Annotated in this window: 20 protein-coding genes; 8 read left to right on the forward strand and 12 right to left on the reverse strand. The window is 68.9% G+C overall.

What is annotated here, in order from left to right; translation table 11 throughout:
- Window positions 1-40 precede the first annotated feature (40 nt).
- Window positions 41-1072, reverse strand: a complete 1032-nt coding sequence (locus HDA44_RS18830) for a substrate-binding domain-containing protein (protein WP_184836213.1) — start codon at window positions 1070-1072, stop codon at window positions 41-43.
- A 131-nt stretch (window positions 1073-1203) separates the two neighbouring features.
- Here HDA44_RS18830 and HDA44_RS18835 point away from each other — a divergent pair, with 131 nt between their 5' ends.
- Window positions 1204-2052 carry an endo alpha-1,4 polygalactosaminidase gene (locus tag HDA44_RS18835; RefSeq protein ID WP_184836215.1) on the forward strand — a complete coding sequence of 283 codons (849 nt, stop codon included), beginning with the start codon at window positions 1204-1206 and terminating at the stop codon, window positions 2050-2052.
- A gap of 116 nt (window positions 2053-2168) precedes the next feature.
- Entirely contained in the window at window positions 2169-2900 is a 732-nt protein-coding gene (locus HDA44_RS18840) for an SIP domain-containing protein (RefSeq protein WP_202887428.1), read from the forward strand.
- A gap of 4 nt (window positions 2901-2904) precedes the next feature.
- Here HDA44_RS18840 and HDA44_RS18845 read toward each other — a convergent pair whose 3' ends face one another.
- The 3 genes from HDA44_RS18845 to HDA44_RS18855 all read right to left on the reverse strand — a co-directional run bounded on the left by HDA44_RS18845 (window position 2905) and on the right by HDA44_RS18855 (window position 8434).
- A complete protein-coding gene (locus HDA44_RS18845) occupies window positions 2905-3810 on the reverse strand; it encodes a LysR family transcriptional regulator (protein ID WP_184836217.1) in 906 nt (301 codons plus the stop codon).
- Window positions 3811-3874: 64 nt separating this feature from the next.
- Complete coding sequence (secA, locus tag HDA44_RS18850; RefSeq protein ID WP_184836219.1) at window positions 3875-6874, reverse strand: preprotein translocase subunit SecA; 3000 nt, start codon at window positions 6872-6874, stop codon at window positions 3875-3877.
- A 348-nt stretch (window positions 6875-7222) separates the two neighbouring features.
- Window positions 7223-8434: a winged helix-turn-helix domain-containing protein gene (locus HDA44_RS18855; RefSeq protein WP_184836221.1), complete on the reverse strand. Its 1212-nt coding sequence runs from the start codon at window positions 8432-8434 to the stop codon at window positions 7223-7225.
- A gap of 429 nt (window positions 8435-8863) precedes the next feature.
- Between HDA44_RS18855 and HDA44_RS18860 the strand changes: the two genes are divergently transcribed.
- On the forward strand, window positions 8864-9691 hold the full coding sequence (locus tag HDA44_RS18860) for a S1 family peptidase (RefSeq protein WP_184836223.1): 828 nt from the start codon (window positions 8864-8866) through the stop codon (window positions 9689-9691).
- A 69-nt stretch (window positions 9692-9760) separates the two neighbouring features.
- On the opposite strand, the gene hpf is transcribed toward HDA44_RS18860, so the two are convergent.
- The 5 genes from hpf to mtrA all read right to left on the reverse strand — a co-directional run bounded on the left by hpf (window position 9761) and on the right by mtrA (window position 15650).
- A complete protein-coding gene (hpf, locus tag HDA44_RS18865; protein ID WP_184836225.1) occupies window positions 9761-10384 on the reverse strand; it encodes a ribosome hibernation-promoting factor, HPF/YfiA family in 624 nt (207 codons plus the stop codon).
- A 216-nt stretch (window positions 10385-10600) separates the two neighbouring features.
- Window positions 10601-11269, reverse strand: a complete 669-nt coding sequence (locus HDA44_RS18870; protein ID WP_337906131.1) for a ComF family protein — start codon at window positions 11267-11269, stop codon at window positions 10601-10603.
- Between the two features lie 135 nt (window positions 11270-11404).
- On the reverse strand, window positions 11405-13168 hold the full coding sequence (locus HDA44_RS18875; protein WP_184836229.1) for an LpqB family beta-propeller domain-containing protein: 1764 nt from the start codon (window positions 13166-13168) through the stop codon (window positions 11405-11407).
- Window positions 13165-14913 (reverse strand): MtrAB system histidine kinase MtrB, encoded by a 1749-nt coding sequence (mtrB, locus tag HDA44_RS18880; RefSeq protein WP_319039046.1) that lies wholly within the window; start codon window positions 14911-14913, stop codon window positions 13165-13167. The genes HDA44_RS18875 and mtrB overlap by 4 nt, the downstream gene beginning before the upstream one ends.
- A gap of 59 nt (window positions 14914-14972) precedes the next feature.
- The gene (mtrA, locus tag HDA44_RS18885; RefSeq protein WP_141859693.1) at window positions 14973-15650 is read right to left on the reverse strand and encodes an MtrAB system response regulator MtrA; all 678 of its coding nucleotides are present in this window, start codon (window positions 15648-15650) and stop codon (window positions 14973-14975) included.
- A gap of 228 nt (window positions 15651-15878) precedes the next feature.
- Here mtrA and HDA44_RS18890 point away from each other — a divergent pair, with 228 nt between their 5' ends.
- The 5 genes from HDA44_RS18890 to HDA44_RS18910 are packed head-to-tail and all read left to right on the forward strand — an operon-like array spanning window position 15879 to window position 20926.
- Window positions 15879-16898, forward strand: coding sequence for a hypothetical protein (locus HDA44_RS18890; RefSeq protein WP_337906133.1), 1020 nt, complete (start codon window positions 15879-15881; stop codon window positions 16896-16898).
- Window positions 16895-17527, forward strand: a complete 633-nt coding sequence (locus HDA44_RS18895) for a DUF4129 domain-containing protein (RefSeq protein WP_319039044.1) — start codon at window positions 16895-16897, stop codon at window positions 17525-17527. The genes HDA44_RS18890 and HDA44_RS18895 overlap by 4 nt, the downstream gene beginning before the upstream one ends.
- Window positions 17524-18666, forward strand: coding sequence for a DUF4350 domain-containing protein (locus tag HDA44_RS18900; RefSeq protein WP_184836231.1), 1143 nt, complete (start codon window positions 17524-17526; stop codon window positions 18664-18666). Before HDA44_RS18895 ends, HDA44_RS18900 begins: the two co-directional genes overlap by 4 nt.
- On the forward strand, window positions 18663-19634 hold the full coding sequence (locus tag HDA44_RS18905; protein ID WP_184836233.1) for an AAA family ATPase: 972 nt from the start codon (window positions 18663-18665) through the stop codon (window positions 19632-19634). The genes HDA44_RS18900 and HDA44_RS18905 overlap by 4 nt, the downstream gene beginning before the upstream one ends.
- The gene (locus tag HDA44_RS18910) at window positions 19634-20926 is read left to right on the forward strand and encodes a DUF58 domain-containing protein (RefSeq protein ID WP_184836235.1); all 1293 of its coding nucleotides are present in this window, start codon (window positions 19634-19636) and stop codon (window positions 20924-20926) included. The genes HDA44_RS18905 and HDA44_RS18910 overlap by 1 nt, the downstream gene beginning before the upstream one ends.
- 19 nt (window positions 20927-20945) lie before the next feature.
- On the opposite strand, the gene HDA44_RS18915 is transcribed toward HDA44_RS18910, so the two are convergent.
- Genes HDA44_RS18915 through HDA44_RS18925 form a run of 3 tightly spaced genes read right to left on the reverse strand, consistent with a single transcriptional unit; the run spans window position 20946 to window position 23098 of the window.
- Window positions 20946-21746 carry a VOC family protein gene (locus HDA44_RS18915; RefSeq protein WP_184836237.1) on the reverse strand — a complete coding sequence of 267 codons (801 nt, stop codon included), beginning with the start codon at window positions 21744-21746 and terminating at the stop codon, window positions 20946-20948.
- Entirely contained in the window at window positions 21739-22116 is a 378-nt protein-coding gene (locus HDA44_RS18920; RefSeq protein ID WP_184836239.1) for an ArsR/SmtB family transcription factor, read from the reverse strand. Before HDA44_RS18920 ends, HDA44_RS18915 begins: the two co-directional genes overlap by 8 nt.
- Before the next feature lie 22 nt (window positions 22117-22138).
- On the reverse strand, window positions 22139-23098 hold the full coding sequence (locus tag HDA44_RS18925; RefSeq protein ID WP_184836241.1) for an ABC transporter ATP-binding protein: 960 nt from the start codon (window positions 23096-23098) through the stop codon (window positions 22139-22141).
- Window positions 23099-23100: the final 2 nt, after the last annotated feature.

A 23100-nucleotide genomic window follows, 5' to 3' on the forward strand; every position in this document is an offset into this window, starting at 1 on the left:
AGGTCCTCCTAGGGGCCTGGAACGCCTGGTGCGCGGGGCACTATGCAGGCGCCTGAACAGGGGGTACGGCGGTGGAGCGGCGACGGACGAGCTGAGCGGGCGGGAGCTCGACGTCGAGGATCTCGGCCTCGCCGTCGACGACCCGGTTCAGGGTCTGGGCGGCGGCGACGCCGAAGTGGAACGGATCGGCCCGGACCGTGGTCAGGCCGGGGTGTACGTACTCGGCGAGCTCGCTGTCGTCGAAGCCGGCGATGCTGAGGTCGTCCGGCACGGTCAGGCCGGCTGCCTGCGCGGCGCCGAGGCCGGCGATCGCCATCCGGTCGTTCGCGTACACGATCGCGGTCGGCGGCTCCGGCAGCGCGAGCAACCGCCGGGTGGCCTCGATCCCGCCGGCCGCGGTGAAGTCGCCGGCCTCGACCGCCACCGGCTCCAGCCCGGCCACGGTCAGCGTCTCGACGAACGCCGTCGAACGCGCGGACGCGTGCACGAACGCCGACGGGCCGGCCACATGCGCGATCCGGGTGTGCCCGAGCTCCAGCAGGTGCTGGACGACCGCGACGATGCCAGGCCGGTCGTCCAGTACGACGGCCGGGAACGGCGACTCCCCGTCCGGGCGGTTCAGCGTGACCGCCGGCAGTCCGAGCTCGACCAGCAAGTCGATCCGCGGGTCGTCGTACCGCAGGTCGGAGAGGAACACCCCGTCGACCCGGCCGTCCCGTGCGAGCCGCTGGTACCCATCGGCCTCCGAGCCGTCGGCGACCACCTGCAGGACCAGCGCCTGCCCGTGCTCGGACAGCACGCTCTCGACCCCGGCGATGAACGCCGGGAAGAACGGGTCCGACGACAACACGGCCGGATCCCGGGTGATCACCAGACCGAGCGCGAACGCCTTCGAGACCGACAGCGAGCGGGCCCGGTTGCTCGGCCGCCAGCCGAGCTCGTCCGCGGCCGCGAGGATCTTGTCGACGGTCGCGGTGGCCAGCCCGGGCCGCCCGTTGAGCGCGAACGAGACCGACCCCTTGGACACCCCGGCGCGCCGGGCCACATCCGCGATGGTCGGTCGTTTCGTCACGCGATCCTCCGTTTAAACCGGTTTAAAAGCTATTCAAACCGGTTTAAATCATCGCTGTCAAGAGCTTGGCGCAGCGTCAGGCATGAGATCGGTGCGACGTCAGCGTGGTGGTGAGATAGCGTCTCGCACTGATGGAGCAGATCGTTTCCAGGCGCACTCGCCGCCTGCTCGCCGCCGTCACGGCAGCCGTTCTCGTCGTCGCCGGAGCCAGCTACCTGTTGACCCGGGACCACGAACGCGACCTGCCCGCCGACCACGCCGACGCCGTGGCCATCCTCCTGCCGCCGCCGCATGCCGAGTTCGACTACCAGCTCGGCGGCGCGTACGCCCCACCCGCCGGCGTCCAGGTAGTCACCCGGGACCGGGCCGCCGCGCCGGCCGCCGGTCTCTACAACATCTGCTACGTGAACGCCTTCCAGGTGCAGCCCGGCGAGGAAGGACAGTGGGCCGCCGACCTGCTGCTCCGCGATGCCAAGGGCAACGTTGTGATCGACGAGGACTGGGACGAGGCGCTGCTCGACCTGCGCACCGCCGACAAGCGGAACCGGATCGCCGCCAAGGTCAACGGCTGGATCGACGGCTGTGCGGCCAAGGGCTATCAGGCAATCGAGCCGGACAACTACGACAGCTACACCCGTTCGAAGCAGTTGCTGACGGCATCACAGGCCAAGGAGTTCGCGGCCTTGCTGGCCGCGCACGCGCACTCGAAGGGCCTTGCCATCGGGCAGAAGAACGCGTCCGACCTGGCCGGTGACCGGAAGACCGTCGGCCTGGACTTCGCCGTCGCCGAAGAGTGCGGCCAGTACGGCGAATGCGGTGACTATGTCGGCGCCTTCGGCAACAACGTGATCGTGATCGAGTACACCGATCAGGGCCGGAAGACCGCCTGCACGCGGTACGGCGGCACGCTGTCGATCGTGCAGCGCGACCTGAACGTGTCGCCGGCGGGTGATGCCGAGTACGTCCGCAAGACCTGCTGAACGCCGGCGGCACTCGTACGGGACAGCATGCACCGAACGCATGCCTGCCCTGACGATTCGGAACTTGTCCCTTGCATCGCGCGGACCGAAGGTTGAACGCGACGAAGGGATATCAGGTGAAGGAACGTCTACTGGAGCTGTTCTTCGAACGAGCTCGGGTCGTGTCGGTGCAGCATGCCGCCAAGCGGTTCCGCAAGATCCGCTTGACCGGTCCGGCAATCAAGGACTACGAGTACCAGCCGGGCCAGCAGGTCCGACTGCAGGTCAACGATGTCTTCGCTCCGTCGAGCTGGCGCGCCGGACTGCTGCGGACGTACTCGGTGTGGACGCATGACGAAACCACTTTGGAGCTCTGCGTTCTGGAGCACGGGGTCAGCGGTCCGGGCGCGGAATGGGCCCGCCAGGTGCAACCGGGAGATGAAGTATGGCTGACCAAGCCCGAGGGCCGGTTCACGCTGCGGCCGGACGCCACCTACCACCTGTTCATCGGCGAGGAGACCGCATCGGTGGCGTTCGGCTCCATGCTGCGGGCACTCCCGGCCGGAGCACTGTACGACGCGGTGGTAGAGGTCGACAGTCCCGCTGATCAGCTGCCCCTCGACACGCAGGCCAACGGCCGCCTCACCTGGCTGCACCGTCAGGGCGCGCCTGCAGCCGGGTCGGAATCCTTGCTCACGGCGCTGCGCGAGCTGGAGTTGCCGGCCGGAACCTCCCGAGTGGCCTACGTCGCCGGAGAAGCGCGCACGGTTCAGGCGGTCCGCGCCCAACTGGTGCAAGACCGCGGCTGGCAACGGCGCTCGGTACTGACCAAACCGTTCTGGACGCCCGGAAAACGCGGTCTGGAGTGATGAGCTAAGGACTGAGCAAGTCGTCCACAATCGTCACCACCGCCGCGCGCAACCACCCGTGTACTGGGACGTCGTCATTCCGCCGATGCCACGCCATCGCGAACTCGACTGTTGGCAGCTCCAACGGAATCGGCCGGTACACCACGGGCAGCACCTCGGCGTAGTGCGCCGCGACCCGGCTCGGCAAGATCGCCAGCGCACCGCCGTTCAGAACAGTCAGCGCGGCGGCCCAGGACGTCGAGGTGGTCGCGCGCACCGTACGCGCCAGACCCTGCTCCTGCAAAGCCCGGTCGAGTACGTCCTGCAGCCGCCCGCGCCGCGAAACGGTGAGCTGCTCGGCGGCGGCGAACGCCTCCAAAGTCATCGGCCCGGCAGCCAGCGGATGGTCGCGGTGCAGCAAGGCCACCATCCGCTCGACCCCGAGCCGCTTGCTACGGATATCGGCCGGCAAGGCGCCGTAGTGACCAAGGTCGAGATCGATGTCGTCATGCCGCAGCACGGTCGGGTCATCGTCTCCTTCGGGCAGTAACCGCAACTGCACTCTCGGCGCCTCGACTCGCAGCCGACGCTCCAGCGGCGGCAGGAACAGCATATGCACATCCGGGCTGCTCCGCAGCGTCAGCACCGCCTCGATCGACGCCAGGTCCTTGGGCGGCACCGGCCGCAGCGCGCTGAGCGCGTCCGCCAGCGCCCGCTCGACAGCCGGCTGCAACTGCCGTGCACGTTCGGTCAGCACCAGGCCGCGCCCCGCAGGTGCCAGCAGCTCGTCACCGGTCACTCGGCGAAGGCGCGTCAGCGTACGGCTCATCGCCGACGCCGAGATGTTCATCCGCTCCGCAGCGCGGGCGACGCTGCCCTCGCGCAGCAACGCGTCCAGGGCCGGCAACAGATTCAGATCCGGTAGCTGCATACGAGGCGACCCTCCGCGGGGAACACAGAAGGGCCGGTCCGGGTGGACCAGCCCTTCCAGGTGCTCAGAACTTGTACGCGTCCGACTGCGGGTCGCCGTGGCAGCGCTTGTACTTCTTGCCCGAACCGCACGGGCAGGCCGCGTTGCGGGGCGTACCCGCGTACTCCAGCTTGCCGTCCTCGACGGCGTCCTGGTGCACCGAGACCTCGTCGTCGCCGTCGATCGTCGGCGCCGAGTAGGTCAGCCGCTGCTGCGGACGGCTGCCGTCGGACAGGCCCTTGGCCCGCAGCCGCGGCGTGTCCCGCGGGCGCGGGGCGTCCTGCGGCCGCTCCTCGCCGTCGTCGTCCGCGGTCCGGCCGGCGAACTCCGCGACCGGCGCGCCGGGCTTGAGGATGTCCTCGATCCGGCGCCCCTCCAGGCCCTCACCGTTCGGGTCCAGGTCGGCCAGCTGTGCCTCGTCGCTGAGCGCCATCTCGGCCCGCATCGCCTCGATGTCGACCTCGACGTTGAAGATGAAGCCGACCGACTCCTCCTTGATCGACTCCATCATCGAGGCGAACATGTCGTAGCCCTCGCGCTGGTACTCGACCAGCGGGTCGCGCTGCGCCATCGCGCGCAGGCCGATGCCCTCGCGCAGGTAGTCCATCTCGTACAGGTGCTCGCGCCACTTCCGGTCCAGCACGCTCAGTACGACACGGCGCTCCAGCTCGCGCATCGCCTCCTCGCCGAGCAGCTCCTCGCGCCGCTCGTACGCCGCGTTCGCGTCCTCCAGGAACCGCTCGATCAGGAAGTCCTGGGTCAGGCCGGACTTCTCGCCGCCGGCCTCCTCGATCAGCTCTTCCTCGGTCAGCTCGGTCTGGTACAGCGTCTTCATCGCGGTGAACAGCGCGTCCAGGTCCCAGTCCTCGGCGAAGCCGTCGGCGGTCGCGCCCTGCACGTACCCGGTAACGGTCTCCTCGAGCATGTCGTGCACCTGGTCGCGCATGTCGGCGCCCTCGAGCACCCGGCGGCGCTCGTCGTACACGACGTGCCGTTGCCGGTTCATCACGTCGTCGTACTTGAGGATGTTCTTCCGGGTCTCGAAGTTCTGCGCCTCGACCTGGCCCTGCGCCGACGCGATCGCCTTGGTGACGACCTTGTTCTCCAGCGGCTGGCTGTCGTCGTTGTTCCGCGACATCGCCCAGTCGACCATCTCGCGCTTGAACAGCCGCATCAGGTCGTCCTCCAGCGACAGGTAGAACCGGGACTTGCCCGGGTCACCCTGCCGGCCGGCGCGACCACGGAGCTGGTTGTCGATCCGGCGCGACTCGTGCCGCTCGGTGCCCAGCACGTACAGGCCGCCGAGCTCGCGGACCTTCGACTGCTCCTCCTTGACCTGCTTCTCGAACTGCTCGAGCAGCGCCGGGTACTCGGACTCGTACTGCTCGATGTCCTCGGCCGGGTCGATGCCGCGGGCCCGCAGCTCCTTGTCGGCCAGGAACTCCGGGTTGCCGCCGAGGATGATGTCGGTACCACGGCCGGCCATGTTGGTCGCCACCGTGACCGCGTTCTCGCGACCGGCCTCGGCCACGATCGCGGCCTCCCGCTCGTGCTGCTTCGCGTTCAGCACCTCGTGCTCGATGTTCTCCTTGAGCAACTGCCGGGACAGCCGCTCGGACTTCTCCACCGAGGTGGTACCGACCAGGATCGGCTGGCCGGTCGCGTGCACCTCGACGATGTCCTTGACCACCGCGTCGAACTTGGCGTCCTCGGTGCGGTAGATCAGGTCCCGCTCCTCGACCCGGATCATCGGCTTGTTGGTCGGGATCGGCACCACGCCGAGCTTGTAGACCTTGGAGAACTCGTTCGCCTCGGTCATCGCGGTACCGGTCATGCCGGCCAGCTTGTTGTACAGGCGGAAGTAGTTCTGCAGCGTGATCGTCGCGAGGGTCTGGTACTCCTCCTTGATCTCGACGCCTTCCTTGGCCTCGATCGCCTGGTGGAGTCCCTCGTTGTAGCGACGGCCGTGCAGCGTCCGGCCGGTGTGCTCGTCGACGATCAGCACCTCGCCGCCCTCGACCACCACGTAGTCCTTGTCCCGGTGGAACAGGTCCTTCGCCTTCAGCGCGTTGTTCAGGTAGCTGATCAGCGGGGTGTTTGCCGACTCGTACAGGTTGTCGATGCCGAGCCGGTCCTCGACCTTCTCGATGCCGCGCTCCAGGATCGCGACCGTCCGCTTCTTCTCGTCCACGTCGTAGTCGGCGACCCGGCGCTTGGTCTCGTCGATCTCCAGATCGGTGACCCGCGGGTTCTTCTTCTTCAGCTCGGCCTCGTCGGCCAGCGTCCAGGCCTTCAGCGTGTTCGCGATCCGGGCCATCTCGACGTACCAGCGCTGCGAATCCTCGGCCGGGCCGGAGATGATCAGCGGGGTCCGGGCCTCGTCGACCAGGATCGAGTCCACCTCGTCCACGATCGCGAAGTTGTGCTCGCGCTGGACGCAGTCCTCGATGCTGCCGGCCATGTTGTCGCGCAGGTAGTCGAAGCCGAACTCGTTGTTGGTGCCGTAGGTGATGTCCTTGTTGTACGCGATCCGGCGCTCGGCCGGGGACATCTCCGGCAGGATCACGCCGTAGTCGAGGCCGAGGAAGTGGTACACCCGGCCCATCCACTCGGCCTGGTACTTGGCCAGGTAGTCGTTCACCGTGACCACGTGCACGCCCTTGCCGGACAGCGCGTTCAGGTACGTCGGCATCGTCCCGACCAGGGTCTTGCCCTCACCGGTCTTCATCTCGGCGATGTTGCCGAGGTGCAGCGCCGCGCCACCCATCACCTGCACGTCGTACGGCCGCTGGTGCAGGGTCCGCTTGGCGGCCTCCCGCACCACCGCGAACGCCTCCGGGAGCAGCGCGTCCAGGGACTCCCCGTTCTCGTGCCGCTGCTTGAACTCCGCGGTCTGCCCGCGCAACTCCTCGTCGGACATGCCGACGAAGTCGTCCTCGATGGAGTTGACCATCTTCGCGATGCCCTGCAGCTGGCGGAGGATCTTGCCCTCGCCGATCCGCAGGACCTTGTCGACAACCTTCATGGTGGGGAGTTCTCTCCTTGCTGCTGAAGCCTGGAAGCGGGCGTCGCCGCATGGCACGACCGACCCGACGGAGGGCGTGCGTCCCCCATCGTACGGGTCCCGCCGCGCCAAGCCACGCCCGCAGCGTGCCTCGGAGGGTGTCTGAGGACTCTGCACCGTAGCGAGGAGGTGCTCGGCGCGGTAGCTCGGCGTGCGGGAGGGGAGGCCTCGATGTGGTTTCATCGTGGCCTTTCCTCCCGTGCGGCGAGGTGCCGTGCCGAGTGCCCCGCAGTAGGTGCAGGGTCCTCAGACACCCTCTTGCGATGTTGGACCCACGCTCGGGTGGGCCGGAAAGTTCCCAGCGACGTCTCAGGCAGCTCGTAGGGCGTCACTCAGCGCAGGGGCCAGGTCGCCGCCGCCGGCCACCCGGACCTGGTCCAGGCCGAGCCAGCCGGCCAGCTGGACGAGCTCGGCGGCCAGCTCCTCGGCGGTCTCGGTCGGCGCCTTCGGCTCCGCGTGCGCCGACTGCACCAGCAGCACCCCGCCGGGCCGGTCCGCCTTCAGGTCGACCCGCGCCACCAGCCGGTCGCCGAGCAGGAACGGCAGTACGTAATAACCGTGCACGCGCTTCTCGGCCGGTACGTAGATCTCGATCCGGTACCGGAAGTCGAACAGCACCTCGGTGCGGGTGCGCTCGTACACCAGTGAGTCGAACGGGCTGACCAGGGCCCGCGCGTTCACCCGGCGCGGCAGCCGCGCGTCGCGATGCAGGTACGCCGGGCGCTTCCAGCCGTCGATCCGGACCGGCAGCAGCTCACCCTCCTCGACCAGCTCCGCGATCGCCTGGAGCGTCGGCTCGGGCGCGGTCCGGAAGTAGTCCCGCAGGCACTGTGCCGTCGCCACCCCGTGTGCCTTCGCCGCGATCGACACCAGCCCACGGTGCGCCTCGTCGAGCGACGGCGTCGGCGTGTCCACCACCGCGCGAGGCAGCACCCGCTCGGGCACGTCGTACATGCGCTCGAACTGCTGGTTCCGGCGGGCCACCGTGATCTCGCCGGCGAAGAACAGGAACTCGAGCGCCCGCTTCACGTCCGACCAGTTCCAGCCCCAGTGGTCCTTGGACCGCTCCACGTCGTCGTCGATCTCCCGGGCGGTCAGCGGCCCCTGGGACTGGACGTCGGCGAGCACCTGCTTGACCAGGTCCGGCCGTTCCTTCGCGATCGACCGCGGGCCGCCCCAGGCCTCGGTGGTCGCGCGGGCCATCCGCCAGCGCATCAGCGGGTGGGTCTCGACCGGGATCAGCGACGCCTCGTGCGCCCAGTACTCGACCAGACGGCGCGGGGCCTTGCCCGCGGCACGGTCCAGTACGTCGCGCGGGTACGGCCCGAGCCGGGAGTACAGCGGGAGGTACTGCGCGCGGCTCAGGACGTTCACCGAGTCGATCTGAATCAGCCCGATCCGCCCGAGCACCCGGTTCAACGCCCGCCCGTCCGGCACCCCCTTCGGCCGTGGATCCATAAAACCCTGCGCCGCCAGCCCGATCCGCCGCGCCTGAGCCCGAGTCAGCACCTCACCAGTCATACCCGCATTCTGCCGACCCCCACCGACATTCCTCCCGCCGCTCCATCCGCCCCCTCCGCTCCATTTTGGAGGTGAACCCCGCATCCGGTGCCTTCACTCCCCGCATGCGGGGAGTGAAGGGGGCATTTGAGAGGTTCACCTCCCAAATGGAGCGGAGCGGAGGCGGCGCTCCGGCGCGGGGCGCGGGCGCGGGAGCGCGGGGCGCGGGCGCGGGCGCGGGGCGCGGGGCGCGGGCGCGGGGCGCGGGCGCGGGGCGCGGGGCGCGGGCGCGGGGCGCGGGGCGCGGAGGGGTGGAGGGGTGGAGGGGTGGAGGGGTGGTGGGCATAACTCGGGAGTTACCGAAAGTGGGAGGTGCGCTACGGATGGTGTTCGGGGAGTCTGGCGGGGAGGCCGTCCGCCCGTGCGGCCCCTATCTCCCTGGAGTGAGGCATGACAGCAAAGAAGCAGGTGATCCGTGCTGCCCTGGCGGCCGGTGTCCTGACCATGGCATCCATCGGCGCGGTCGCGGTGTCCGGCTCCGCGTCGGCCGCTCAGCACTCTCAGCAATCTCAGCGCCCCGGCGGACCGGTGAACCGGATCGTCGGCGGCACCGTCGCCCACACCGCGGACGCGCCCTGGGCCGTCGCGCTGAACAACAGCGGCTCACCGTCGCCGAGCGGCCAGTGGTGCGGTTCGACGCTGGTCAAGGCGAACAAGATCGTCACCGCGGCACACTGCGCGCAGGAGGCGGCGTCCACGTACACCGCGATCCAGGGCCGCGACGTGCTGACCCAGACCGGCGGCAAGGTGTCGAAGATCAGCAGCATCTGGGTGGACCCGGAGTACGGCAAGTCGCCCGCGCACGACGTCGCGGTGATGACGCTGGCGACACCGTTCGAGGGTGTGGCCACGCTCGCACTGGAGACCGACAAGGCGGCCGACAAGGCCGGCGCGGCGTCGGTCGTGTACGGATGGGGTTCCACCGAAGGCACCGGACCGGAGGACACGTTCCAGAAGGTGACCGTGCCGGTGCTGGGCGACGCGTACTGCCAGAAGGCGTACGCCAGCGAGGGCTACACCGCCGACGGAGAGATCTGCGCCGGCTACGAGCAGGGCGGCAAGGACTCCTGCCAGGGTGACTCCGGCGGCCCGCTGGTGCTGAACGGCCGTCTGTTCGGCGTCGTCTCCTGGGGCGTCGGCTGCGCGGACGCCGGGAACCCGGGCGTGTACGCGCAGGTCGCCACGTACGCCGCCGAGCTCCAGCAACAGATCGGCTAGGTCCGCGCCTGGTGTGGCGAAGGGGCCGGGCGAGCTGCCCGGCCCCTTCGTCGTGCTCCTCCCGAGGTACTAGACGGCCAGCCGGATCACGCCGTAGTCGTAACCGCGACGGCGGTACACCACGCTCGGCTGGTTCTCGTCGGCGTCGACGAACAGGTAGAAGTCGTGCCCGACCAGCTCCAGCTCGTAGAGCGCCTGGTCAAGGGTCATCGGCTTGGCGGTGTGGGTCTTCTCGCGCATCACCAGCGGACCGTCGCCGGTGACCGTGAGCGATCCGTACTTGTGTGTCGCCACCTCGTCCTCGGCGACTGGTTCCTCCACTACCGGTGCGGTGCCGTTGAGCGGCTGCTTGGCGTTCAGGTGCCGTAGGCCTTCCGGCGTCCGCCCACCGTGTACGCGCCGCCGGTCGGCCGCCTTGCGGACCTGGGACCGGAGCCGGTCCAGGCAGACGTCGAACGCCGCCTGCTTGGTCTCCCCGCACGCCTCCGCGCGGACCACCGGACCCTTGGTGTACATGGTGAGCTCGACGCGCATCGCCCGATCGTGCTGTCGCGGGTTCTTTTCCTGGCTGACTTCCACCTCGCACCGCAGTACCCGGTGATCGACCTTCTCGATCCGCTCGAGTTTTTCCTCGACGTACTGCCGGAAGCGGTCACTGACCTCGCAGTGATGACCCTTGACAACGACGTCCACGGAAACCTCCATCGATCGGCGACTTCTTTTACCTGTCCGGACCCCCGTGCTGATGGTGACGGTGCCCGAAACCAGAACACCCGCTGTCGAACCCATCGGACCCCGTGGCGAGGAATCCGGCTGATCCGGTCCTCCACCACTCCACTGCCCGACAAGCCCTAGCGGGTGTCATAGGCCAACGCTAGTCGGCTTCGGCGAAAACCGGTAGGGAAGTTCTCATGAACCAGACGCCCGGCGGCGCGCGGTCGCGGCCAGGACGGCACAGCCGAGGACCCGGATCCCGCCCGATTCCAAGGCCCGGCCCGCTTCGCTGAGCGTGGAACCGGTGGTGATCACGTCGTCGACCAGCAGGACCGGCTGATCGATCAGCGTTTCAGCCCAGCGCGAACGCAGCCCGAACACCCCTTCCAGGTTGGCGGCCCGGGCCGCCGCGGACAGCCCGGCCTGGTCCTCGGGCCGCCGGATCACCCGGAGCGCGTCGGCCGCGCGTACGTCGAATCCCTGTCTGCGCAGGGATCTGACCGCGACGGCGGTCAGCCGGCGGAGCGGGTCGTGGCCGCGCTGCCGAACAGTTGCCCGAGGCGACGGCACCGGACACAGCCACCCGGCGCGCCGGTCCCCCAGCGCCGCTCGAACCGCGGTCGCCAGTAGTTGCCCGAGCGGTCGAGCCAGCCCGTACCGCGCATGCTCTTTGTGGGCGATGATCACGCCCCGGAGCTCATCACCGTACGCCCCGGCGGCTGTCGGTGGCGCGAGTCCGGCCGGCCGCGGGTCGGGCCATGCACGGAACGGAGTCGCCGTGGCCAGTAGCCGACGGCAACCAGCACAGAGAGTCACCCCCGGGCGTTCGCAGCCGGCGCAGCGGCCACCCAGGAGGAGATCCACGAACACATCCCGGGCCGGCACCGCACCACGATCGCCGAGCGCGGTGGGTCCGCACAAGCCCGCTGTCGCGAGCCTGTGGACAACCGCGCGGCGGTCCCGGTCACACCGCTGGACGCGCTGCCGGAGTCCCGATCGTCAGCCGGGGTACGTCGGCGTGATCGCGGCGCTGCCGTCCGAGTCCATGCTGACCCAGAGCAGGTCCTTGCTGAGCCAGTGGATCTGGCCGGTGTCGTCCTGGATCACCGGCAGGGTGTCCTTGTTCGGGTTCGAGGCGACGTGCTCCGGGCGGAAGTCCGGGCTCGAGCCGGGCAACAGCTGCAGGCTGGAACCGTCCGTGTTCACCAGCCAGGCCTGGCGGGCCGAGTTGCTGACCTTGCTGCTCGCTCCGATCACCAGGATGCCCTGCTTGTTCCAGGCGGCGTCACTGATGCTGGTGAGCGCCAGCTGGAGCGGCCGGAACTCGGTCAGCAGCAGCTGCTTACCGCCGTCCTTGGTCTGCACCGTGGCAGTCTGTACGTAGTTCTGGCCGGTGCTCCGCGAGTGCATCACCAGCAGCGCGCGGACACCGTCCGGCGCGATCCGGAACGACACCGGGGTGTCCCCACCGAAGTCCACGGTCACCGGAGTGAGCTTGCCGTCGTGTTCGCGGACCTGCAGCCGCGGATGCTCGCCGTTCGCGCGGTCCAGGATCCACAGGTTGTCCTGGTTGTCGAAGCTCGGGGTCAGCGTGTCTCCGTCGACCTTCACCGAGACCGCGTCCTTGTTCTTGTCGGACGTGTCCAGTGCCGCGTACAGGACCTGCTTCTTGTCGCTGGTCACGATCGCGCCGGCGTCACCGCGCAGCGTGACGGCGAACGACTCGGCCTGGTGCGCCCACAGCGGTCCGCCGTTCAGCGGCTGGGAGGCGATGTCCGACGCTCCGTCCAGACCGACGATCCGCTGCACCCGCCGCTCCCGTAGACCGAACAGCTTGGTCAGCGCCGCCCCTGGTACCTGTGGGTCGAACTGGGTGAAGCTGGTGAACGGCAGCACGTCCGGGTCGTCCGGTAGCAGCGGCGCGCCGCCGACGGTGATCTTGGCGCGCACATTGATCTGGTTGAGCGTCCAGACGATCTGAGCGGCCAGTAACCGCCGGTCCTGGTCCCTGAGCCCGCTGGCGGCGTCGTTCAGCGCCACGGTTGCCACACCGAACTCGGTGGGCACCGACACCTGCACCTCGGTGCCAGGCGGCGCCAGCGAGACCACGCCATTGCCCAGCCGGCCGGTCGGGCCCTTCAGCAGTTCCTGGACCAGCTGGGTGGCCGCCTGACCTTGCGAGAGGTTTACCGGCAGGTAGACCGGGTCCGGCACCAGCATGTCCCTGGTCGGGTTGAAGAAGTACAGGTCACGCGGAGCGAGCTTCAGGTCGACCTGGTTGCTGCCCAGGTACGCTCCCGGCGGCACCGAGTCCACGCGGAACTGGTTCTCCACCTTCTTCAGCTTGAAGAACAGGTCGGCGCGGGCGTTCGCGGGCGCCGGTATCCACTCGCCGCGCGGACCGATCGTGGCGATCTTGCGGGCGGTCAGCTGAATCCCGTCGCCCTTCCGGGTGAGCGAGTCGGGAGTCTGGTCGTACACGATCGTCTGTGCTTCCGGCTGCCACTTCGCGGCGGCGTCCGAGGTCATGTACTGGCGGGCCACGTCGTACGCCTGGGAGTCGGACATGGCCTCCAGGAAGCCGCTGACCAGGGAGAGCTCGTCCACGTTCGGCCGGGGTGGTTTCGCCTCCACCCCGACGCCACCCAGGTCCGGCGCGATGCCCTGCCGGTCGCCACTGCGGATGGTGCCCTGCGTCGGCACCGTCGCGCAGCCACCGAGCAGGAGTGCGGCCAGGAGCACCAGGACCAGACTGCGCTTCACCGGTCCGTACCGCCGTTCAGCTTCTGGTACGGCGCGCCGACGTCGACCAGCTCGGTGACGACCCGGGTGGCGTCGGCCGGGCGCGGCGGCAGCGGTGATCCGGTCAGTGCGACGTCCGGACGGCGCGGCAGCGTCAACCGGAAGTACGCGCCGTCGCCCGGGGAGCCCCAGGCGTCCAGCCGGCCGCCGTGCAGCCTGGCGTCCTCCAGCGCGATGGACAGGCCGAGTCCGGTGCCGCCAGTGGTCCGGGCCCGGGCCGGATCGGCCCGCCAGAACCGGCTGAACACCATTTCGGCCTCCTCCGGCCGGAAGCCGACCCCGTGGTCGCGGACCGCGACCGCGGCGGCATCGTCGTCGTACGCCGTGCTGATCCGGATCGGCAGCCCCTCACTGTGCTCGATGGCGTTGCCGATCAGGTTCCGCAGGATGCGCTCGATCCGGCGGGAGTCCACCTTGGCCCGGCACGGTGCCGGCATGTCCAGCTCGACCGGACAGCCCTTCCGCTCCAGCAGCGTCTCGTGGTTCTCCAGCACCCTGGTGACGATGTCCCGCAGGTCGACGTCCTCCAGGTCGAGCGCGGCGGCACCGGCGTCGAACCTGCTGATCTCCAGCAGGTCGGCCAGCAGCTCCTCGAACCGGTTGAGCTCGTTCTGCAACAGCTCGACCGAACGACGGCTGATCGGGTCGAACTGGTCGCGGCTCTCATGCAGCAGGTCGGCAGCCATCCGGACCGTCGTCAGCGGCGTACGCAGCTCATGTGAGACGTCCGAAACGAACCGGCGCTGCAGCCGGGACAACTCCTCCAGCCGGCGGATCTGGCGTTGCAGGTTGGACGCCATCTTGTTGAACGACACCGCCAGCCGGGCCAGGTCGTCCGTACCGCGGACCTGCATCCGCTCCTCGAGCTTGCCGGCCGCCAGCCGCTCGGCGATCCGCCGGGCCATCCGGACCGGCGTCACGACCTGCCGGGTGACCAGCCAGGCCACTGCGCCGAGCAGGACGATCAGCAACAGCCCTGCGGTCACCAGCGCGCGCTGGACCACGTCAAGCGTCTCCTGCTGCCCGGTGAGCGGGAACAGGAAGTAGATGGCGTAGCGGTCACCGGTGGAGTTGATCCGGATCTGTGAACCGATCACCAGCCCCGGGACGCTGGGCGCTTCCCGGTAGTTGATCTTGGTGTACGTGTCGTACAGCTTGGAGCCGTCACTCATCACCGAGGACGTCAGCGCCTGCGGAATGGAGTCGCTGTCGACCAGTCCGGTGTAGCGGATCGCGTTGGACGCCGCCTGGTCGGTCGGAACCAGCAGCACGTCGTACAGCCCCGGGCGGTTCGTACCGAGCACCAGCTCGGACAGCTGCTGGTTGATCGTGCTGCGGTCCGCCGCGTCGATCGTGCTGCTCAACTGCGCCAGCTGCGCGCGTACCTCGGCCTGTGCGCTGGTACGCCGGGACTCCAGGACACCGTCGGTGACCTGGCTCATCATCACCCAGCCGACCAGGATCAGGACCAGTGTCGACATCAGCAGGGTGCCGGTGACGATCCGCGCCTGGATGGACCGGCGCCAGTGGTCCGGCCAGTGCTTGGGGTGCGTCCGCCACAGTGGCTTCGGCTGGGCAGCCCAGTCCGCCGCGGCGGCGGTCAGCTCCAGTTCCGTCCCGCGGGACTCGGCCACCTCCTGCTCGGGCGGTGCCGTCGGCCGCGCCGGCCCACCGGCCTGGCCGATGGGCTGGTCACCCGGCACCACGACGGCGTCGTCGGCGGTGCCGGTGGCAGCCTGCGACTCTTGGCCGCGTCCGTACTCGATCAGTCCGCACCAGCCTTGTATCCGACACCACGGACGGTCACGACGATCTCCGGGTGCTCAGGGTCCTTCTCGATCTTGGAGCGCAGCCGCTGGACGTGCACGTTCACCAGCCGGGTGTCGGCCGCGTGCCGGTAACCCCAGACCTGCTCCAGCAGCACCTCGCGGGTGAACACCTGCCAGGGCTTCGACGCCAGGCAGACCAGCAGGTCGAACTCCAGCGGCGTCAGCTGGATCGTCTCGCCGGCCCGCTTCACCGAGTGGCCGGCCACGTCGATGGTCAGGTCGCCGATGGTCAGCGACTCCGGACCGGGCTCGTCCATCCGCCGCAGCCGGGCCCTGATCCGGGCCACCAGCTCCTTCGGCTTGAACGGCTTCACCACGTAGTCGTCGGCACCCGACTCCAGCCCGAGCACCACGTCCACCGTGTCGCTCTTGGCGGTCAGCATCACGATCGGTACTCCGGACTCGGCCCGGATCGCCCGGCAGACGTCGATCCCGTCCATCCCGGGCAGCATCAGGTCGAGCAGCAGCAGATCGGGCTTGAACTCCCGGAACGCCGGTACCGCTTTGTCACCGGTCGCGCACAGATAGGTGTCGTACCCCTCGTTGCGCAGCACGATGCTGAGCATCTCCGACAACGCGGTGTCGTCGTCGACGATGAGAATGCGGCCCCGCATCGTCCGGTTACCGTCTGCCACGCCCTAGCTCCTTGCCGTCCGCTTTGCCGACCGATCGGTGTGCGCCCGGCAGGTGCCAGGCCGTACGCACTACGGATAGTGTCCCATTCCCGCGGTAGTGCACACGCCGGATCGCCGTGTGACCCCAGGTTGGGCTGTGATCATCCGGGGATCATGGTGCACGCTCGGGGTCCACCACAACTCGTCACCCGGAGAGGAGGGTCCGCAGTGGCCGACCAGAACATGATGCTGCACGACGACGTCGCGAGCGAACCGCTGCGGCCGTGGCTGCCCGCTGACCTGCTCGACAACGCCGCCCGGACCATCTCCGACAACAAGACGATCATGCTGGGCCTGCCCGTGCTGGCCGGGATAGCGCTGGTAGCGCTGCAGGCCGTGCTGACCGAGGTGGCGGTGCCTGGTGGGCTGGGTGGGTTCTTCGAGTCGGACAGCCCGTTCGAACAGGCCGGTGCGGCGTTGCTGCTCACGTACGGCGTGCAGCTCGTGCTCTTCTCGGTGGTGTCGAGCATGCTGGCCGGCATCATCGCGCTGGCGGCGGTGCGTACGCAGCTGGCCAACCGGATCGGGCCGCGGGAGCTACTGCGGCTGGTCCGGCCGGCGCTGCCCTCGCTTGCTGCCGTCGGTTTGGTGCAGTCGTTGTCGTTCATGCTGCTGATCGGTGGCTGGGGGCTGGCGATGCTCGGTCTCGGCACCGGTACGGACGCAGTGGTGTCCTCCGAGGCCGCCGGTGCGGTCGCGCTCGGGATGACGCTGCTCGGCGGCGTACTGGTGCTGATCTTCGGAATCCGCCTGGTACTCGCGGGCACTGTCGTCCTGATGGAAGGGCGGCACGCACCGGACATTGGCCTGTACATCCCCGTGCGAGTGGGTATCTGGGGTGCACTGCGGCGATCCTGGCAGTTGGTACGAGGCAAGTTCTGGCGGGTGTTCGGCATCCTGCTGTTCGGCGGTCTGGTGGTCAACATCGTCGGGTACGCGCTGCAGTTCGGCGTCAGCACCCTGCTGATCACCGTCGGGTCGTGGGCGGACGCCGGGGACAGTACCGGGAGCACGGTGGTCGCGATCGTGCTCGGAGCGGCGGTCGGTATCGCGACGGTGATGACTCTGATCGCCAGCCTGGCGTTCATGTCCGCCGTCCAGGCGCTGATCTACCTGGACCTGCGGGTTCGCCGGGAAGGTCTCGACCTGTGGATGCGGCCGGCACTGCGGTCCGAGGGGCCGGTGTGATCAGCTTCCTGCAAGAGCCTCCGGTCGACATCGACCGTGACCAGGCCGCCCAGGAGGCGGCCAAGGAGCTCTCCAAGTCGGCGTACCGGGAGTCCGGCGGTTCACTGATCGAGAAGGCCCTCGGCAAGGTGATGGAGTGGATCCGCGACCTGCTGGACAGCCTCACTGGTACGTCGCCCAACGGCCACGCCGGTCTGGCGATGCTGATCGGCCTGCTCGTCCTGATCGCGGTCGTGGTGCTCTGGCGGGCCGGTGTACTGCGGACCAGTCGCAAGACGACGTCACAGGCCGTTTTCGACACTGCACGTCCGCAGAGCGCCGCACAGTACCGCGCACTGGCCGAGCGGGAGGCTGCGTCCGGGGAGTACGCGCTGGCGATCCGCAGCCGGTTCCGGGCTTGTGTAGCCGAGTTGACCGAGAGGACCGTACTGGACGAGCGCGCTGGACGCACCGCGTACGAGGTGGTCGCGGATGCATCGCGGGCAGCACCCGTACTGCGGGAGCCGTTGCAGCCGGCCGCACTGGTCTTCACGGAGGTTGTCTACGGCAACCGTACGGGCACACCGGAGCGGTACGCGGTGGTTGTTGCCGCTGATGATGCTGCCCGGACAGCGCGGGTGACCGCATGAGTACGCCGGTCGGTCGGGGTACGGCGGAGAGCTGGCGGGCGCTGCGTACACCAATGCTTGTGACTGGTTTGATCGTGCTGGCCGCGATCGGCATTCTGATCGCCACGTCAGCACGGACTAGTGGTCCGTTCAGCCCGGACTCCACTGCGTCTGACGGGGCACGAGCGCTTGCGACGCTGTTGAAGAACCACAACGTGTCCGTACACAGCACAGAGACGCTGGACGATGCGCAGCAGCCAGGAGACGGCAAGACGCTGCTGATCGGACCGGGTGGGTCGCTGGAGCGTGCAGACTGGCAGCAGATCGCCAACGCGGGCTGGAGTCATCTGGTGCTGGTGCGACCCGGTAGCCAGGCGCTAAGCGTGTTGGCTCCCGGCGTGCAGGCTACTGGTGGCGTGCTCGCGGAGCGCAGCCGCGACGCTGGCTGTGACCTGCCGGCGGCGGTCAAGGCAGGCACGGTCACAGTCAGCGGAGCGACGTACAGCGCACCGGAGAACGCGATTGCCTGCTACGGCGATGGCATCAACAGCACGGTCATTCGGTTGGACCTGGGTGGCCGGATCGTCGACGTGGTCGGTACGCCGACCACCTTCACCAACGGCGAGCTGGCCAAGGACGGCAACGCGGCGCTGGCGCTCAACCTGCTCGGTACGCACGGGGACCTCACCTGGTACCTGCCGCAGCTGGAGTCGACGAGTAGTGGTCCGGCGGACAAGGACGCGCCGCCGCTGATCCCACCGGACGTCCGGTACATCGCGTGGGCGCTGGCGTTCGCCGTACTGGTGGTGGCGATCTGGCGGGGCCGACGGCTCGGTCCTGTGGTCGCCGAGCGGTTGCCGGTGATCGTGCACGCTTCGGAGACCACAGAGGGCCGGGCGCGGCTCTACCGGCGCTCCCAGGCCAGGGACCGGGCCGCGGCCGCTCTACGTGAGTCGGCACTCGGCCAGCTGCACAAGGCACACGGCATCCCACGGCGATCCGATCCGACGGCCGTCGTCGCCACCGTGGCCGCCAGAACCGGACGGAACCCAGCCATGCTGTACGAACTGCTCTACGGCCTGCCGCCGCAGTCCGACGCCGCACTGATGTCCTTGTCCCAGCAACTCGACGTACTGACGCAGGAGGTACGACACCCGTGACGACTACCGAGGTCACCGCGGAGCAGGCCCGGCAGGCGCTGGTAGCGCTGCGGACCGAGATCGGCAAGGCGGTGGTCGGCCAGGACACCGCTGTGACCGCGCTGGTACTCGCCCTGCTGTGCCGCGGCCACGTACTGCTGGAGGGCGTCCCGGGTACGGCGAAGACGCTGATGGTGCGCGCACTGTCGATGGCGATGCGGCTGAACACCAAGCGCGTGCAGTTCACGCCGGACCTGATGCCGGGTGACGTGACCGGGTCACTGGTGTACGACGCCAAGACGAGTGAGTTCGAGTTCCGTCCGGGGCCGGTGTTCACCAACATCCTGTTGGCCGACGAGATCAACCGGACGCCACCGAAGACACAGGCGGCGTTGCTGGAGGCAATGGAGGAGCGTCAGGTCACCGTGGACGGTGAGCCGCGCAAGCTGCCGGCTCCGTTCGTGGTGGCGGCTACCCAGAACCCGGTGGAGTACGAGGGCACGTACCCGTTGCCGGAGGCTCAGCTGGACCGGTTCCTGCTCAAGGTGACACTGGACATCCCGCCACGGGACGCTGAGATCGCAGTGCTCGCCCGGCACGCGCAGGGCTTCGACCCGCGGGACCTGGCCGCGGCCGGATTGCGGCCGGTCGCCGGGCCGGAGGATCTGGAGGCAGGACAGCACGCCGTACGCCGGGTCGCGGTCCGGGACGATGTACTGGCGTACGTGGTGGACTTGTGCCGTGCTACCCGGCAGTCGCCGTCCTTGCAGCTCGGGGTGTCGCCGCGTGGCGCTACTGCCCTGCTGGCGGTGTCCCGGGCCTGGGCGTGGCTGTCCGGGCGTGACTACGTGATTCCTGATGATGTGAAGGCGATGGCGCGTCCTTGCCTTCGGCATCGAGTGCAGGTACGGCCGGAGGCCGAGCTGGAAGGTGTCAGCGCGGACGCGGTTCTGGAGAGCGTGCTGGCGACAGTCCCGGTACCACGCTGATGGTGCTGACCGGGCGGGCAGCACTACTGGCCGCGGCCGGCGTGGTCTTCGTCGCGCTGGCCATGCCGTCCTGGGCTGGAGTCGGACTGGTTGTGGCTGTAGTGCTGCTGGTGTGCGTGGTCGACATGCTGTTGGCCGGGTCGCCGCGGCGGCTGCAGTTCAGTCGAGACGGCGACAACGCCGTACGGCTGGGTGAGCAGGCTGTTGTGCAGTTGCTGGTCACCAACCCGGGCAGGCGCGTACGCGGGTTGCTGCGGGACGCGTGGCCGCCGTCGGCGGGCGTACTCGATCCGCCGCACAAGCTGGACCTGCCATCCGGTGAGCGGCGGCGGTTGGTGACTCATCTGGTTCCTACCCGGCGTGGAGATCGGCAGGCGGTGCGGGTGACCGTACGCTCCATCGGTCCGTTGGGGTTCGCGGGCAGGCAGGGGTCGCACGAGGTCCCGTGGACAGTGCGGGCGCTACCGCCGTTCAACAGCCGGAAGCACCTGCCGTCGCGGCTGGCGCGGTTGCGGGAGCTGGACGGGCGTACGGCGTTGCTAGTGCGCGGGCAGGGGACTGAGTTCGATTCGCTGCGGGACTACGTACCGGGGGATGACGTACGCAGCATCGACTGGCGGGCGACCGCTCGGCGCGGGAACGTCGTACTGCGCACCTGGCGCCCGGAGCGGGACCGCCAGGTCGCCATCGTGATCGACTCCGGCCGGTTGTCCGCCGGTCGCGTCGGTGACGCGCCACGCCTCGACCACGCAATGGACGCCGCGCTACTGCTGGCCGCGTTGGCCACCCGCGCCGGCGACCGGGTGTCGTTGCTGGCCTGCGATTCAGCAGTACGGGCTGACGTACGCCGCCCCGCGCCGGAGGACGTACTGCCATCGTTCGTGAACGCACTGGCCAACGTCGAGGCCGAGCTGGTCCAGACAGACTTCCGCATCGTCGTGTCCCAGGTCCTGGAGCGCCTAGGCCAACGCTCTCTTGTCGTCCTACTCACCGGCTTGGACCCCGCCGCGATCGAAGAGTCCCTGCTACCCGTCATAGGCCCGCTACTCCGGCGCCACGTCGTCCTGCTGGCCTCAGTAGCCGACCCGCACCTGGCCGAACTGGAAGCCACCCGCACCGACCTACTAGAGGTCTACTCAGCCGCCTCCGCCGCCCGCACCCGCCTGGACCGAGACCGCCTAACCGCCACCCTCACCCGAGCCGGCGTCACCGTAATAGACGAACCCCCCACCCAAATAGCCCCCGCCCTAGCCGACACCTACCTATCCCTGAAGAAGGCCGGCCGTCTCTGAACGTCTGCCGCGAACGGCATCAGGTCATGGTGGGGCGGGCTTGGGCGAAGGTCCAGGGGTGGCCTTCCAGGTCTTCGGTTTCGTAGCAGGTGTAGCCGTGGGTGTGGATTTCGGAGTGGATCTTGGCGCCGGACTGTTGGGCGTGGGCGAAGTGGGCGTGGACGTCGTCGACGTACACCCAGATGTTGTGGTCGACGGCGGTCGGGCGGGGTTCGGTGCGTTTGAAGAGAAGGATGGCGACCGACCCGGCGTGCAGCTCGATCCAGGGTGGGCTGGTGCCCTCGGCGGGCAGGGTGTCCCAGGAGCCGATGCCGAAGACCTCGTGCAGCCACCGCGCGGCAGCGACCGGGTCCTCGTAGTACAGGCCGAGCGACAGCCGGTCGAGCTCCCGCCGCTGGTTGTCTGCGGTCCCCCGGCGATCGACCCAGCCCGGCAGCCAACGCAGCACCCGCGGCCAGAAGTAGAACGCGCGCCCGTCATCGACAAGCAGCGATTGCACGACAGTCACCCGCGTACCACCGTCGACCGCCTCGAAATCCACTCGGGTAGACGTGTCGTCGACGGAACTCCGGTACCCGAGCCGCGTACCAGGCTCCCAGTCGGTGATCGTCGCCAGTTCGAGCGCGTCGTCGCCCGAGTACACCTCGAGCACCCGCCCACCGACCCCGGGCTCGATCCGCATCGCGGTCACCCGCCCGGAGTCGAAGAAGTTGATCGGATTTCGCAGCCACCACAGGTCGATCTCTTCGGTGAACACCTGGAACGCGGTCGCCGGGTCCACCGCGACCTGTACGGACGCGCGCGCGGACGGTTCAGTCATCGGAACTCCCTCGGGTCGAGTCGTCCGCAGCCGTCCGGCCGGCAGCGCGCTGCTCGACATGACGCTGGAACGAGGTCAGCTGGTCGCGCCAGTGCGCCTGGACCTGGTCGAGCCAGGCCTGCACGGCGACGACCGGCTCAGGATTCAGCCGGAACAGGCGGACGCGGGCGTCATCGGGCACCCGCTCGTCGGCGATCAGGCCGGCCGCCAGCAGCAGCTTGAGATGCCGGCTCATCGCGGGCGACGACGCGCCGGTCGCCGCGGCCAGTTGCCCCGCGCGCCGCGGACCTTCGCCGAGCAGCTGCACCACCTGCCGCCGGGTCGGGTCCGCCAGCACCTCGAAGAACCGGTCGACCTGATCTTCCGCCATGACGCAATAGTTCTAGAATCTGTTAACTATTGTCAAGGGCCGGAATCTTGCCGGCCGTCACATGACAGGCAACCTGAGGGGTGGAGATCGCCGGCAGGATCGCCAGCGGCGTCGTCGTGCAAGCGTCGATACCGTTGCCGGCCGCAACCAGCTGGCACCGCGGATGGAACCGGCAACCAGCTGGAATCCGGGTCGGGTCAGGCGGCTCCCCGGTCAGAATGATCCGCTCCGGCGATTCCGGCAGCACGGAGAGCAGAGCCTGCGTGTACGGATGCCGTGGCGCGGTCAGCACGTCCTCGGTCGGACCGGATTCGACGATGCGGCCGAGGTACATCACCGCCACCCGATCGGCGATGTTCCACGCCAGCCCCAGATCGTGCGTGACGACCAGCGCGGACAGTCCCAACTCGTCCCGCAACCGGAGCATCAGCGCCAGAATCTCACCCCGCACCGACGCGTCCAGCGACGCGACCGGCTCGTCGGCGATCAGCACTTTGGGGCTCAGGGCAAGCGCCCCGGCGATCACGACGCGCTGCCGCTGACCACCGGACAGTTCGTGCGGGAACCGATGAAAGAACCGTTCCGGCGGACGCAGCCCGGCCTGCGCGAGCGCGGTCGCGACCACCTTCTCCTCGTCCGGCAGCCCGTGGATTCGCGGGCCTTCGGCAACCGCTTCGTACACGGTGTGGCGTGGGTTCAACGATCCCATCGGGTCCTGCAGTACGAGTTGAACCTGCCGCCGGAACGCACGCAACGCCCGGCCGGAGTAGCTCAGCGGCGTACCGTCGTACCGCACCTGCCCGGCCGCCGGACGTTCGAGACCGAGGAGCGTACGGGCGAGCGTGGTCTTGCCGCAGCCGGATTCGCCAACCAGAGCGACGATTTCGCCAGCACCGACGGACAGATTCACGCCGTCCACGGCCCGCGCGCGACGCCCGGACCGGCCGGGGAACTCGACCGCGAGATCGGTTGCTTCGAGCATCG

Source organism: Kribbella solani (assembly GCF_014205295.1).
Taxonomy (GTDB): Bacteria; Actinomycetota; Actinomycetes; order Propionibacteriales; family Kribbellaceae; genus Kribbella; species Kribbella solani.

Coding starts and splice junctions, on each gene's coding strand:
- HDA44_RS18855 (WP_184836221.1), bottom strand. CDS start 8,434: ATGACTGGTGAGGTGCTGACTCGGGCTCAGGCGCGGCGGATCGGGCTG.
- HDA44_RS18835 (WP_184836215.1), top strand. CDS start 1,204: ATGGAGCAGATCGTTTCCAGGCGCACTCGCCGCCTGCTCGCCGCCGTC.
- HDA44_RS18845 (WP_184836217.1), bottom strand. CDS start 3,810: ATGCAGCTACCGGATCTGAATCTGTTGCCGGCCCTGGACGCGTTGCTG.
- HDA44_RS18900 (WP_184836231.1), top strand. CDS start 17,524: ATGAGTACGCCGGTCGGTCGGGGTACGGCGGAGAGCTGGCGGGCGCTG.
- HDA44_RS18925 (WP_184836241.1), bottom strand. CDS start 23,098: ATGCTCGAAGCAACCGATCTCGCGGTCGAGTTCCCCGGCCGGTCCGGG.
- HDA44_RS18915 (WP_184836237.1), bottom strand. CDS start 21,746: ATGACTGAACCGTCCGCGCGCGCGTCCGTACAGGTCGCGGTGGACCCG.
- HDA44_RS18910 (WP_184836235.1), top strand. CDS start 19,634: ATGGTGCTGACCGGGCGGGCAGCACTACTGGCCGCGGCCGGCGTGGTC.
- mtrA (WP_141859693.1), bottom strand. CDS start 15,650: ATGCGGGGCCGCATTCTCATCGTCGACGACGACACCGCGTTGTCGGAG.
- secA (WP_184836219.1), bottom strand. CDS start 6,874: ATGAAGGTTGTCGACAAGGTCCTGCGGATCGGCGAGGGCAAGATCCTC.
- HDA44_RS18920 (WP_184836239.1), bottom strand. CDS start 22,116: ATGGCGGAAGATCAGGTCGACCGGTTCTTCGAGGTGCTGGCGGACCCG.
- HDA44_RS18860 (WP_184836223.1), top strand. CDS start 8,864: ATGACAGCAAAGAAGCAGGTGATCCGTGCTGCCCTGGCGGCCGGTGTC.